Annotated in this window: 11 protein-coding genes; 7 read left to right on the top strand and 4 right to left on the bottom strand. The window is 62.5% G+C overall.

Going from position 1 to position 12,836, the window contains the following annotated elements:
* Positions 1 to 64: 64 nt before the first annotated feature.
* Entirely contained in the window at positions 65 to 1,747 is a 1,683-nt protein-coding gene (locus ACIROY_RS20075) for a methyl-accepting chemotaxis protein (RefSeq protein WP_402343643.1), read from the top strand.
* Between the two features lie 16 nt (positions 1,748 to 1,763).
* Here ACIROY_RS20075 and ACIROY_RS20070 read toward each other — a convergent pair whose 3' ends face one another.
* A complete protein-coding gene (locus ACIROY_RS20070; protein ID WP_402343640.1) occupies positions 1,764 to 3,098 on the bottom strand; it encodes an LLM class flavin-dependent oxidoreductase in 1,335 nt (444 codons plus the stop codon).
* A gap of 18 nt (positions 3,099 to 3,116) precedes the next feature.
* Positions 3,117 to 4,085, bottom strand: coding sequence for an aliphatic sulfonate ABC transporter substrate-binding protein (locus tag ACIROY_RS20065; protein WP_402343637.1), 969 nt, complete (start codon positions 4,083 to 4,085; stop codon positions 3,117 to 3,119).
* 199 nt (positions 4,086 to 4,284) lie between these two features.
* Between ACIROY_RS20065 and folE the strand changes: the two genes are divergently transcribed.
* Both folE and ACIROY_RS20055 read left to right on the top strand, forming a co-directional pair.
* Positions 4,285 to 4,992, top strand: coding sequence for a GTP cyclohydrolase I (folE, locus tag ACIROY_RS20060; protein ID WP_402278033.1), 708 nt, complete (start codon positions 4,285 to 4,287; stop codon positions 4,990 to 4,992).
* Positions 4,993 to 4,997: 5 nt separating this feature from the next.
* Positions 4,998 to 5,423, top strand: coding sequence for a BLUF domain-containing protein (locus ACIROY_RS20055; protein ID WP_402278034.1), 426 nt, complete (start codon positions 4,998 to 5,000; stop codon positions 5,421 to 5,423).
* A gap of 18 nt (positions 5,424 to 5,441) precedes the next feature.
* On the opposite strand, the gene ACIROY_RS20050 is transcribed toward ACIROY_RS20055, so the two are convergent.
* Both ACIROY_RS20050 and ACIROY_RS20045 read right to left on the bottom strand, forming a co-directional pair.
* Positions 5,442 to 6,704 carry an HD-GYP domain-containing protein gene (locus tag ACIROY_RS20050; protein WP_402343634.1) on the bottom strand — a complete coding sequence of 421 codons (1,263 nt, stop codon included), beginning with the start codon at positions 6,702 to 6,704 and terminating at the stop codon, positions 5,442 to 5,444.
* 231 nt (positions 6,705 to 6,935) lie between these two features.
* A complete protein-coding gene (locus ACIROY_RS20045; RefSeq protein WP_402278036.1) occupies positions 6,936 to 8,363 on the bottom strand; it encodes an MFS transporter in 1,428 nt (475 codons plus the stop codon).
* Positions 8,364 to 8,687: 324 nt separating this feature from the next.
* Between ACIROY_RS20045 and ACIROY_RS20040 the strand changes: the two genes are divergently transcribed.
* The 4 genes from ACIROY_RS20040 to ACIROY_RS20025 all read left to right on the top strand — a co-directional run bounded on the left by ACIROY_RS20040 (position 8,688) and on the right by ACIROY_RS20025 (position 12,659).
* Positions 8,688 to 10,178 (top strand): sensor histidine kinase, encoded by a 1,491-nt coding sequence (locus ACIROY_RS20040; protein ID WP_402344196.1) that lies wholly within the window; start codon positions 8,688 to 8,690, stop codon positions 10,176 to 10,178.
* A 13-nt stretch (positions 10,179 to 10,191) separates the two neighbouring features.
* Positions 10,192 to 10,698, top strand: coding sequence for a hypothetical protein (locus ACIROY_RS20035; RefSeq protein ID WP_402343631.1), 507 nt, complete (start codon positions 10,192 to 10,194; stop codon positions 10,696 to 10,698).
* Positions 10,699 to 10,711: 13 nt separating this feature from the next.
* Positions 10,712 to 12,088 carry a sigma 54-interacting transcriptional regulator gene (locus ACIROY_RS20030; protein ID WP_402343628.1) on the top strand — a complete coding sequence of 459 codons (1,377 nt, stop codon included), beginning with the start codon at positions 10,712 to 10,714 and terminating at the stop codon, positions 12,086 to 12,088.
* A gap of 220 nt (positions 12,089 to 12,308) precedes the next feature.
* Complete coding sequence (locus tag ACIROY_RS20025) at positions 12,309 to 12,659, top strand: BON domain-containing protein (RefSeq protein WP_402278039.1); 351 nt, start codon at positions 12,309 to 12,311, stop codon at positions 12,657 to 12,659.
* Positions 12,660 to 12,836 lie beyond the last annotated feature (177 nt).

Genomic DNA, 12,836 nt, shown 5'->3' with positions numbered 1-12,836 from the left:
TAGCAATGCAACCCGGCGCCGACCGACATCCCGGCGCCGGTTTGTTTTTGGGGAGCATAAAAAGATGACTAATTTGAAACTCGGCACGCGGCTCGGTCTGGCATTCGGACTTGTTGTACTGCTGCTGATCGGCATCACCGGCCTGGGCATCCAGAGCCTCGGCGCTTTGCACGACGGCACGCAGCTGATCGTCAAGAACCGCTATCCGCAAGTGGTGGTCGCCAACGACATCGTGCTGCAGATCAGCGACAACGCCATCGCCATGCGCAACATCCTGCTGATCGATGATCACGACACCCTGCTCAAGGAAATCCAGCGCATCGAAGACGGCGAAAAAGGCATCAACGCCAACCTCACTACGCTTCAGCAGATGCTCTCGAGCGATATGGGACGCAAGTCCTTCGGCGAAATCTCAGCGCTGCGCGCGACCTATGAAAAGGGTCAGAAGGAATTTCTCAAGCTGGCCGCCACCGGCGCCACCATGGATGCGTCGCAATTGCTGCTGACCTCCCTGCGCACCGACCAGCAGAATTACATCAACCGCGTCAAAGGCTTCATCAAGGGCGGCTCGATCGTGATGGCCAAGAGCAGTGTCGAAGCCAGCGACCTGTATCACAGCAAGACCGTCATCATGCTGAGCATGGCCGCCATCGCGGTACTGCTGGCCTGCGGCTTTGCGTTCTGGATCACGCGCTCGATCACGCGGCCGGTCAATCACGCGGTGCAGGTGGCGCAGAGCGTCGCCGCCGGCGACCTGAGCAGCCATGTCGAGGTGAGTTCGCAGGATGAAATCGGCCAGTTGCTGATGGCACTCAGGGACATGAACGTCAGTCTCACGACTATCGTCTCGGAAGTGCGCACCGGCGCTGACACCATCGCCACCGCCTCGAGTGAAATCGCCACCGGCAACCTCGACCTGTCGAGCCGCACCGAGCAGCAGGCCGGTTCGCTGGAAGAGACCGCCGCGACCATGGAACAGCTGACCTCCACCGTCAGGCAGAACGCCGACAATGCGCGCCAGGCCAATCAACTGGCGGCGACCGCCTCCGACGTCGCCACGCACAGCGGCTCGGTGGTGGCGCAGGTGGTCACCACCATGGGCTCCATCAGCGCATCCTCGCGCAAGATCGTCGACATCATCAGCGTGATCGACGGCATCGCCTTCCAGACCAATATCCTGGCGCTCAACGCTGCGGTGGAAGCAGCGCGCGCCGGCGAACAAGGCCGCGGCTTTGCGGTGGTGGCGAGCGAAGTGCGCAGCCTGGCGCAACGCTCGGCCGGCGCCGCCAAGGAAATCAAGGCGCTCATCGACGACTCGGTCGAGAAGGTCGAGATCGGCAGCAAGCTGGTTGCGCAGGCCGGCAGCACCATGGACGACGTCGTCGCCAGCGTCAAACGCGTGAGCGACATCGTCGGCGAAATCAGTTTCGCCAGCCAGGAGCAAAGCTCCGGCATCGAGCAGGTCAATCAGGCCATCACGCACATGGACGAAGTGACGCAGCAGAATGCCGCGCTGGTCGAGCAGGCTGCTGCTGCCGCGCAATCGCTGCAGGATCAGTCCGCCAACTTGGCGCAGGTGGTGGGCGTGTTCCGGCTCAACGTGAACGACGTCCCGCATCTGGCGAAGCCGGCCACGGTCGCACCACGCATTGCCGCGCCGACAGTGCGCAAAAAACTGGTGCAGGCGCCTGTCGGAAAGCCGGCACTGGTGCACGGCTCCACCGATGGCGATTGGGAGACATTCTGAGGTTCGGCTGAATTGTTCAGGCAAACCGATTCTTCGGCCGCTCCAGCCCCAGATGCTGGCGCAAGGTGTCGCCCTCATACTCGCGCCGGAACAGGCCGCGTTCCTGCAAGATCGGCACGACCTGTTCGACGAAATCGGTCAGCGATTCAGGCAGGTAAGCCGGCATCAGGTTGAAGCCGTCACAGGCGCCGCTGCCGAACCATTCGGCGAAGTTGTCGGCGATCTGTGCGGCGGTGCCGGTCACCACGCGGTGCGAGCGGCTGCCGCCGAAGCGTTTGCCGAGTTGGCGCAGGCTCAGGTTGTCGCGCTTCGACATTTCCTGCACCAGCTTGTAGCGGCTTTGATTGCCGCGAATCTCTTTCAGGTCAGGCAGCGGTTCGTCCAGTGAATACACCGACAGGTCGTGGTTCATGCTGTCGGACAGCAGCGCCAGTCCGCCCAGCGGATGGACCAGGTCTTCCAGATGACGCAGCTTCTCTTCGGCTTCGGCTTGCGTGGCGCCGATGATGGGCATCACGCCGGGCAGGATCTTGATGCTGTCGGGCGTGCGGCCGTATTTGAGGACGCGGGCACGGATGTCGTTGCGGAATTCGCGCGCTGCCGCGATCTGCGGCTGTGACGAGAAAATCACTTCCGCCGTCTGCGCAGCAAAGTCGCGCCCCGTATCCGATGACCCTGCCTGGATCAGTACCGGATGGCCTTGCGGTGGACGCGTCACGTTGAGCGGGCCGCGCACGCCGAACCAGTCACCCTTGTGATGCAGGTAATGGACCTTGGACGGATCGGCGTAGACGCCATTCTCCTTGTCGAGCACCAGCGCATCGTCTTCCCAGCTGTCCCATAATTTGGTGACCACGTCGAGGAATTCGTGCGCGCGCCCGTAGCGGGTTTCGTGCTCCAGATGTTCCTGCTTGCTGAAGTTGAGCGCTTCGCCGTCATTGGTGGAGGTGACGATATTCCAGGCGATGCGTCCGCCGGTCAGGTGGTCCAGCGTGGCGAAGGCGCGCGCCAGGAAGAACGGCTCGTTGTAGGTGGTCGAGGCAGTGGCGGCCAGACCGATCTTGTCGGTGATGGCGCCGAGTGCACCGAGCAGCGAGATCGGCTCGGGCCGCGCCTGCGCGAGGTAACGCACGGTGGTGTCGAAGCGGTTGTCGTAGCGATCTGAAATCGCCAGCCGGTCGGCAAAGAAAATCAGGTCGAACTTGCCCGCCTCGGCGGTCTGCGCCAGCTTCTTGTAATAGGCGAAATTCATGGTGTTGGCCGGATCGACGCCGGGAAAGCGCCAGCCGGCGGCGTGATGGCCGACCGACATGAGGAAGGCGCCGAGGTGCATTTGTTTGGGCGATGACATCAGAGTGTGTCCTGTGAATTATTTGACGGAGACCGACGCGTCCTTGATCTGCACGGCCTTGGGAATCAGCTTGTAGCGGAAGAAAGTGTCGGCCACTTCCTGCTGCGCGTCGATGATGTTGGGCGGCAGCGGATAGGCAACGCCCCAGGCCTGGCGCGTCAGTGCGAGTTGCCAGATCTTGAGCGGCACGCGCGTGTCCTTTTCAAGGAAGCGGGCGGTCTCGTCGGTGTGTTCTTTGGCGTATTGCTCGGTGTCGTTGAGCTTGTCGAGCGTGAGGCGCAGGATGGCCGGATAGGCCGCGGCGAACTTCGCCGGCGCGACGTAGAAGCTGTATTGCGGCGTCAGTTTGGACGCCGTCACCAGCGGTCGTGCGCCGATGTTCTGTTCGATGTCGGCCAGGCGCGGATCGGGCACCACCCAGGCGGCGACGTCGCCGCGTTCGAAGGCTGAGCGCGCTTCGCTGTATTGCAGGTAGGCGAAGACGATGTCGTCGGGCTTCATGCCGTCCTGTTCCAGCGCCTTGAGCAGCAGGTACTGGCCGGCCGATCCCTTGGCGACAGCGATCTTCTTGCCTTGCAGGTCTTTCATGCGGCGTGCGGTCGATTCCTTCGGCACCACCACGGCGTAGTTGTCTTTATAGGCTGCGGCGTAACCGACATAGCGGATCTCGGGCGCGCCGCCGGCTTGTGCGAAGACAGGTGGCGTCGAGCCGACGAAGCCGAGGTCGATGTCGCCGGCGTTGAGTGCTTCCACCATCGGCGGGCCGAACGGGAATTCGTACCACTTCACCGCAACACCGCTGGAAGCCAGCGCCTTTTCCAGCTCGCCGCTGGCCTTGAGGATGACCAGGCTGTTGCCCTTCTGGTAGCCGATGCGGAATTCCCTGGGATACGCGGCCGGCGCGGCGGCATGCGAGGTGGCGGCGGAGAGGCTCAGGGTAAGCGCAAACAGCGCACCGATGGCGCGCTTGAAAATGAGAGTGGGCATGGGTTTCCGGCGATGAGTGAAAGGTCGTCGCCGACGATAGCACCGGCGCGGCGGGAAATTAAGCGTTGTTTCCGCATGAGGATATGCGGTGGATGTCTATCAGGACCGAGGCCTTGCCGCGACTCGCATATGAAAGCGTCGTTTCGGGGCATAATGGCGTCAATTTCATTCGCACTGCGCCTTGCGGCGCAATTCCACAATGGCAACAGACCAACCACGACCAAGCCTGCACGACGAACTGGTGTCGACGCGGATCCGCGCGCGCATCAAGGCTGCCGGCGTTCGTTTTCACGCCAACGACAATATCTCTGCCTTCATTGAAGACGGCGAGCTCGATGCCTTGCAGGCTGAAGTCCAGGCCAAGCTGGCCGGCGTGCTCGAGAGCCTGGTGATCGACGTCGAGAGCGACCACAACACCCAGGACACCGCCAAGCGCGTGGCCAAAATGTATCTGCAGGAGGTATTCCGCGGGCGTTACCAGCCGGCGCCGCCGGTGACCGAATTCCCCAATATCGAGCGCCTGAACGAGTTGATGATCGTCGGCCCGATTACCGTGCGCAGCGCCTGCTCGCATCACCTGTGCCCGATCATGGGCAAGGTCTGGGTCGGCGTGATGCCGAACGAACATTCCAACCTGATCGGCCTGTCCAAGTACGCGCGCCTAATCGAGTGGATCATGAGCCGTCCGCAAATCCAGGAAGAAGCCGTGTCGCAAGTCGCCGGCCTGCTGATGGAAAAGTTGCAGCCGGACGGCCTGGCGATCGTGATGGAAGCCGATCACTTCTGCATGCACTGGCGCGGCGTCAAGGACACCGAGTCAAAAATGATCAACAGCGTCATGCGCGGTTCGTTCCTGCGCGACGCCAATCTGCGTCGCGAATTCCTCGCACTCATCCGGAAGGGATAATCACCATGCTGGTTCGTCTGATCTATGCAAGCCGCGCCTGTACGCCGATCTCTCAGGAACAGGTCGACGCCATCCTGTCGACCGCGCGTCGCCACAATCCCGGCAACGGCATTACCGGTGTGCTGTGTCACAGTGAGGAAGTCTTCGTGCAGGCGCTGGAAGGCGGCCGCGAGCAGGTCAACCAGCTGTATGCGCGCCTGTTGCAGGACCCGCGCCACAAGGACGTCATCCTGCTCTGCTATGAAGAGATCGGCGTGCGCCGCTATTCATCGTGGACCATGGGCAAGGTCCGGCTGGATAAGGTCAACCGCTCGCTGCTGCTGAAATATTCCAGCACCGGCGTGCTCAATCCTTACGACGTGTCGGGTTGCGCCACCGTGGCGTTGCTGGAGGAGTTGGCTGAAACCGGCGCCTTCGCAGTCCGGGACTAAGCTTTCACGCGATGCCGCTCAGACGATTGCAGCCGATGCCCAGATCGTTTCCAGATTGGGCAGGTGCAGTTTGGCCGGATCCGCATGCGAGGCAATCTTGTCGCCGCTGCGGGTGGTGGCCAGGTCGATGATCTCGATCGGCAGCGGCGCCATCGTCAGCGCCGAGAAAAATACTTTCACCTTCGGCGTCAGCAGCGATCCGGGATGCTGGTCGATCACGATGCCGACCTTGCCCGACTGCATCACCACACAGGATCCGGTCGGGAAAATCCCCACGCTCTTGATGAACGCTTCGAGGATAGTCTCGTCAAAATGGCCCTGGTTGTTGGCCATGCGCTTGACCGAATGGCCCGGCTCCCAGCCCGGCTTATAGGGCCGGTTGGAAGTAATGGCGTCATAGACGTCGCACACCGCGCCCATTTTCGCCACCATGGAAATCTGATTGCCCTTGAGGTTGAACGGGTAGCCGCTGCCGTCGATTTTTTCGTGATGGTGCAGCGAGACGTCGAGGGCGGCATCGCCGATGCCGTCGACGCCGCGCAGGATGGCGTGGCCGGCTTGTGCGTGTTTTTTGACCGAAGTGAATTCGTCGTCGGTGAGTTTGCCGGGTTTGTTCAGGATGTCGGTCGGCACCGCCATCTTGCCGATGTCGTGCAGCAGGCCGGCGATACCGGCCTGGCGTGTTTCTTCAGGCGACAGGCCGAGCTGGTGGCCGAGCGCGATCATCAGCGCACAGACCGCCACCGAATGCATGTAGGTGTAATCGTCGGCCGTCTTCAGGCGCGCCAGGCTGATCAGGGCGCCGGAGTTGCGGGCGACCGAGGCGGTGATTTCGTGCACCACCGGCAACGCCTGGCGTACGTCCAGTGCCTTGCCCATGCGGGTTTCATTGAACATCGTCATGATGGCTTTTTTGGACGCGGTCAGTACGCGTGCGGCTTGCACGCGTTCCTGCTCGGCGCCGACCTGAACGACGATTTTGGCTTGTCTCGGGCGGGAGGCTTCAGCGGGTCGTTCGACTGTGGCCGGGGCGGCAGTTTCAGGAGTCGATTCGTCGGCAGCGGGCGCGGTCGGTTTGGGCTCGTCTTCCATGACGATGTCGCGCCCCTTGGTGGTGTCGATCAGGATCTGTTCGATTTTGGCGGAACGCAGCGTCTTGAGGTCTTCGTATTTCTCCAGCTTGAAGGAACCCCGCCAGAATGGATGGTTCATCCACGGGCCTGGGATCTCCTGGACATACATGCCAAGACGCAACTGATCGGGTGCAATACGCTTCAACACTACCGGTCCTCCGTGGACGCTTTTTGTTGGATGTTGCTGCTCTGAAACTTGCGCGGATGCTGGACTTCAGCGATTCACGCTTAGCGTTTTGCATGGCCTTATCGTAGCAGAACCTGCCGGGAATGTGGCTTGTATTTGTACTGCGCGGGGATTTGAAAAAAGAAGAGCGGCGGTCGTTGCAAACGATCCGCGCTGATGCGGCACGGATCGTTTTGCAAGAAAAATGCGGGCTTATTTCGGCGCCGGCGGCGCGTATGGATTAGTGGTCAGCAGACGCAGGAAGCTAGCGAGACAGGCCGCGCCTGCAAAACCCGCGCCGAGTCCCAGCGCGATGCGCGAACCATGCAGTTCGGACATGCTGAAACACAGCGCCACCAGCGCCGCGCCGATGCTCTGGCCGAACAGCCGCGCGGTGGCGACGATGCCGCTGGCGCCGCCGCTGCGATGGGGCGGCGCGCTGGTCATCAGCGCTTTCAGATTGGGCGACTGGAAGAAGCCGAAGCCCATGCCGCAGACGAACATGCGCCAGGAAATTTCAAACACGCTCGGCGTTGCCGGCATCAGCGTCATCAGCATCAGGCCGATGCACAGCAGCGCCAGGCCGAAGCCGCCGAGGATGCCGGCCGGATAATGATCCGACATGCGTCCGGCGATCGGCGCCATGATCGCGACGGCCACCGGCCACGGCGTCATCAGCAAACCGATTTCGACTTGTGAGCGGCCGAGGTCGTGATGGAAGAAGAACGGCAGCGACACGAATGCCAGACCCTGCGCGGCGAACGAGCACACCGCCGTGATGGCCGACAGCGAGAACATCGGCCGGCGGAACAAGTCGACCGGCAGCATCGGCGCCGGGTGCGAGGCTTCGCGGCGCATCAGCAGGTAGCCACAGACCAGCGCGGCGATGAACTCCAGCGCAACCACGCTCGGCGCGGCCTGATGCGCGCCCTCGCCGATGGCCATGATCAGCAGGCCGAAGGCGGCGGCGTTGAGCAGCGCGCTCTTGATGTCGAAATGGTGGGTGGACTTGGGCGTGTGCGGCAGCGACGGTATCGCCATCGCCAGGCCGATGATGCCGAGCGGGACGTTCACGGCAAACAGCCACGGCCACGGCGCGATCGCCAGGATGCCGGAGGCGACGCTGGGGCCGATGGTGAAGGAGATGGCGACGATCAGCGTGTTGATGCCGACGCCGCGTCCGAGCGAGCGGGTCGGGTAGATATAGCGGATCAGCGCGGTGTTGACGCTCATGATGCCGGCGCCGCCCAGGCCTTGCAGAAAGCGCGCGACGGTCAGCGCCGGCAGCGACCAGGCCACGGCGCACAGCAGAGACGCGGCCGTGAACAGCGCCAGCCCGGCAATATAGATGCGGCGGTAGCCGACGATTTCACCCAGCGCGGCCAGCGGCAACAGCGACACCATCATGGCCAGCTGGTAGGCGGTGACGATCCAGACCGAGGCAGCCGGGGTGGTGTTGAGGTCGCGCGCCATGACCGGCAGCGCGGTGTTGGCGATGGCGGTGTCGAGCGTGGCCAGGCCGACGGCGATCAGTAGCGTGATGACGGCGATGGCGCGCTTGTCGGCCGGCAGGCCTTCACCTGCGATGACGATATGAGGGGCAGCGGCGGAATCGGCGGCCTTGGACTTCGAAGGTTCCATTGTGATGCGGAGTAGTGGTAGGAAGGATGTTGCGGACGATCGGTGCGCATGCTGCCGTTGAATTGCGCGAAACACGGCGGCAGGGCGGGCGGTCCGGAGTTGCGGCCATGATATACGGGAACCGCTGGGGCTGCTGGCGAGGGGTGTTTTGCGGGGATTGTGCGTCGGCCTCGGTTTGAAGTATTTTCTAGAAGTTATAAGATACTTTTCTGCTTCCGCCTCGTCGTTGATTACAATGATGATCCATCCTAGCGAGAAAGATTCATGCTCAAGCAAGCTGCCTTACAACAGCCGGTGTCTCGTTCTCCCGCAGCCCGGCCGGTGATGCTGCCGGGATTGTCGTTCCGTCAGTTGTTGCTGGCGGCATTCCTGTTGATTGCCGCCCTGCTCAGCGGCACCTCGGTGCACGCCTTGTTTACGCTCGAGCGCATGTCCACCCACAGCCGCGAGACCGCCGGCCAGGCCGTGCGCCTGACCGAACAGGCGCAGCGGCTGGCCGAACGCACCGTGGCGATGGAGCGCAGCGCGCGCCAGTACCTGGTGCTGGACGATCCCGCCTTCCGCGATCGGTACGCCGAAGCCTGGCAACAAGCCAAGACTGCGTTGACCGAATTGCAGGAAGCGCTGCCGCAGGCGCCGGCCGAGACATTCAATTCCTGGAACAGCTACGGCGAAGCGGCCTGGACCGTGTTACAGGCGGACCAGACGCCTGCAGTTGCAGTCGACCTTGCGCCGGCGACGGGCAGCAAGCGCAAGCAGGCCGCGCGCAAGGTCGAGGCGCGCAAACCAGACCAGCGCGCGCTGTTCCAGGCTTTCGCCCATCTGCCGGCGCTCAACGAACAATTGGCGCTGGAAAGCAAACGCGAAGTCGAGCGCCGTAATAACGCCTTGTCCAACGATCTGGAGCAGCAGCGCCAGATGCTGACGTTCCAGGTGATTGGCGCCATCGTGCTGGCGGTGCTGCTGGCGTTCTGGTTCGGGCTGTGGCTGTCGCGGCCGCTGGCGCGCATCGAGCTGGCGATCAACCGTCTCGGTGAAAACCGCTTCGACCAGCCGATCATCGTCAAGGGGCCGGCCGACTTGCGCCGCCTCGGCCAGCAACTGGATTGGCTGCGGCAACGATTGGCCGACCTGGAGGCGGAGAAGTCGCGCTTCCTGCGCCACGTTTCGCATGAATTGAAGACGCCGCTGGCGGCCCTGTGCGAAGGCGCCGCGCTGCTCGACGACGAGGTCGCCGGCAAACTCACCGACAGCCAACGCGAGATTTCGCGCATCCTGCGCCAGAATACCCAGGCCCTGCAGAACCAGATCGAGGATCTGTTGCGCTATAACGAAGTGGGATTCGACGCCCAGCACATCAACCGCCTGCCGGTGGATTTGCGCGCCCTCTTGTATAAGGTGATCGACGACCAGCGCCTGCAATGGGCGGCGCGCGACCTCAAGGTGGACGTTGAAGGCGGCGCCCGTACGGCGGTGCTGGATCCGGACAAGTTCGCCATTGTGCTGGCCAACCTGCTGTCGAATGCGGTGCGCTTCAGCCCGCGCGGCGGCGCCATTCGTTTCGTGCTGTCGGGCCAGGAGGGCCGCGTGCGCATCGATTGCATCGACCAGGGGCCGGGCGTGGCGGCGACCGACGCGGGGCGGATTTTCGATCCCTTCTACCAGGGCCTGAACCAGCCGCAAGGCGCGCGCCACGGCAATGGCATCGGCCTGTCCATCGTGCGCGAGTACGTGCTGGCGCACAATGGCGAGGTGCAATTGATGGCGGGCCAGGGCGGCGCGCATTTCCGCATCGAATTGCCGGATGAAAGCTGAAACCTGACAAATCATGAAATCCAGACTACTTCTTCTGTTGCTCTCTCTGTTATTGGCGGCCTGCGCCACGCCTGCGCCGGAAGCGCCGACCACGACCGTCAAGCTGGTGACTACGGTCGGCGGCATGGACGACTTGCTGGCGTACCACCAATCCTTGCGCCGCTTGTCGCCGCAAGAACTCGGGCGCGAGCTGCAGGCGCTCAACGCGCGCCATGGCGGCGGCGCCATGCTGGCAATGCAGAAAGCCATGGTGCTGGGCCTCACGCACGACGCCGGCGACCTGACCAGGGCACAGGCGCAACTGGGATCGGTGCTCAGTGCGACCGATTCCGATGCGGCTGCGCTGAAGCCGCTGGCGCAACTGCTGGTGAGCAACTACGCCGAGATGCGCCGTTTGAATGACAACGCCGACAAGGCCAGCCAGCAAGCGCGCGACAGCCAGCGCCGGCTCGATCAGCTGAGCGAGAAGCTGGAGGCGCTCAAGAACATCGAGCGCACCCTGCCGGGCCAGCCCAAATAGAGTCTCCCTATATATGAGCTCACCGCGCCACTTGCTGCTGGTCGATGACGACGCCGATCTGCTGCAACTGCTGTCCTTGCGCCTGACTGCCAACGGCTACCGCGTGACCGGCGTGGCCAGCGCGGAAGCAGCCCAGGCGCAACTGGCGATGGACTTGCCGGCGCTGGTGATCAGCGATATCCGCCTACCGGGCAAGGACGGGCTGGCGCTGTTCGACGAGATCCGCGCGCAGTATCCGGCGCTGCCGGTGATCCTGCTGACGGCGCACGGCACCATTCCCGATGCGGTCGATGCGACCACGCGCGGCGCTTTCGCCTACCTGACCAAGCCATACGACGCCAAGATCCTGCTGGCCAAGATCGAGCAGGCGCTGAGTCTGACCGCGGCCGTCGACGGTGATGCCGACGAGGAGGCGTGGCGTGAAGAATTGATCAGCCGCAGCCCCCGCATGGCGGAAGTGCTGTCGGAGGCGCGCCTGGTGGCGGTGTCCGACGCCAGCATCCTGATCCGCGGCGAGAGCGGCACCGGCAAGGAATTGCTGGCGCGCGCGATTCACCGGGCCAGCCGCCGCGCCAAGGCGTCGTTCATCGCGGTCAACTGCGCGGCGATTCCCGAGCAATTGCTGGAGTCCGAGCTGTTCGGTCACGTGAAGGGGGCGTTCACCGGCGCAGTCGAGCACCGCAAGGGTTTGTTCCAGGCGGCCGACGGCGGCACGCTGTTCCTCGACGAGATCGGCGACATGCCCTTGCCGCTGCAGGTCAAGCTGCTGCGCGTGTTGCAGGAACGCACGGTGCGCCCGGTCGGCTCCAACGACAGCACGACGGTGGACGTGCGCATCCTTTCGGCAACCCATCGCAATCTGGATGCGGCGATGGCCGACGGTTCCTTCCGCGAAGATCTCTATTACCGGCTCAACGTCGTCACGCTGGCGCTGCCGCTGCTGGTCGAACGGCGTGAAGATATTGCCTTGCTGGCCAATCATTTCCTGCAGGCAATCGCAGACCGGTACCAAAAGAAACTCAACGGCTTCGCCCCTGATGCGCTGGAAATGCTGATGATGGCCTCTTGGCCCGGCAACGTACGCCAGTTATATAACGTGGTCGAGCAGGTCTGCGCCTTGTCGACCGCGCCGCTGATTCCGGCCGCGCTGGTGCAGCGCGCCTTGCGGGTGCCGGCGCTGGAGGTATTGCGCTACGCCGACGCCAAGCAGCGGTTCGAGCGCGACTACCTGATCCAGCTGCTCAAATTAACGGACGGCAATGTCACCGATGCGGCGCGCCTGGCCGACCGTAACCGGACCGAGTTCTATCGTCTGTTGCAGAAGAACGGACTGGATCCGCGGCTTTTCCGGGGAGATGAGGAAGACGTCGCCGTCGAGCGACAAGAGTAATCTCTTTAAAATCAATCACTTAAAATCGTGGGCTGCCGCAGCGTCGCTATCAGGCGACGAAAAACCGGGGTTTTGCCCTCGAAATCCGCCGCAGGTTTGCTCTGGATCCGCTAAGTTGTTGAAATCATTGGGTTAATTTTGCTTGGCACGGCCTTTGCGAAAGAGAGGGTAGGTAGCGCGAATGCGTTGTCTCTCTTTTTCATACTATAAGGACCTCATCATGCAAAAGACCAAAACCATCTCGACACTGGTTACCGCCGCCTTCCTGACCGCCGCCGTAGCAGCTCCTGCCGTCTACGCCGCTGATAGCTCCACCAGTTCGTCCGGCACTACTACCCAAAAAGCCGGCGCCTATGTAGATGACTCCGTCATCACCGCCAAGGTCAAGGCCGCCTTCGTTGAAGACAGCCAGGTGTCCGCCCTGAAGATCAAGGTCACCACCAAGAAGGGTATCGTTACCCTGGCCGGCGCAGTGCCTAATGCCGACGCCGGCCAGCATGCATTGCAGCTGGCGGCCGCGATCGACGGCGTGAAGGACGTGAAGAGCGAACTGACCGTCAAGAGCAGCTAATTTGCTGCACTGCTAATCACTGTTAGTTAAGGCAGAAAATGAAGCCCATCCCGTGAGGGATGGGCTTCATGCTTTTGTTTTCAAAATTATTTACGGTTGCAAATCCAGAGCTGGAGCGGGTTTGCGGGGAGGTGGATTAAAAAGTTTAAATAATTTTTCAAAAAGTATTGCACGGAT

It is taken from the genome of Herbaspirillum sp. NPDC101396, from assembly GCF_044767365.1.
GTDB lineage: Bacteria > Pseudomonadota > Gammaproteobacteria > Burkholderiales > Burkholderiaceae_D > Herbaspirillum.
Note: the sequence above shows the minus strand (reverse complement) of the source record. Positions and strands in the feature narration are given on the sequence as shown.

Bases quoted from the DNA above. Each gene is read 5' to 3' on its own strand.
- ACIROY_RS20075 (WP_402343643.1), top strand. From the start codon at position 65: ATGACTAATTTGAAACTCGGCACGCGGCTCGGTCTGGCATTCGGACTT.
- ACIROY_RS20070 (WP_402343640.1), bottom strand. From the start codon at position 3,098: ATGTCATCGCCCAAACAAATGCACCTCGGCGCCTTCCTCATGTCGGTC.
- ACIROY_RS20065 (WP_402343637.1), bottom strand. From the start codon at position 4,085: ATGCCCACTCTCATTTTCAAGCGCGCCATCGGTGCGCTGTTTGCGCTT.
- folE (WP_402278033.1), top strand. From the start codon at position 4,285: ATGGCAACAGACCAACCACGACCAAGCCTGCACGACGAACTGGTGTCG.
- ACIROY_RS20055 (WP_402278034.1), top strand. From the start codon at position 4,998: ATGCTGGTTCGTCTGATCTATGCAAGCCGCGCCTGTACGCCGATCTCT.
- ACIROY_RS20045 (WP_402278036.1), bottom strand. From the start codon at position 8,363: ATGGAACCTTCGAAGTCCAAGGCCGCCGATTCCGCCGCTGCCCCTCAT.
- ACIROY_RS20040 (WP_402344196.1), top strand. From the start codon at position 8,688: ATGCTGCCGGGATTGTCGTTCCGTCAGTTGTTGCTGGCGGCATTCCTG.
- ACIROY_RS20035 (WP_402343631.1), top strand. From the start codon at position 10,192: ATGAAATCCAGACTACTTCTTCTGTTGCTCTCTCTGTTATTGGCGGCC.
- ACIROY_RS20030 (WP_402343628.1), top strand. From the start codon at position 10,712: ATGAGCTCACCGCGCCACTTGCTGCTGGTCGATGACGACGCCGATCTG.
- ACIROY_RS20025 (WP_402278039.1), top strand. From the start codon at position 12,309: ATGCAAAAGACCAAAACCATCTCGACACTGGTTACCGCCGCCTTCCTG.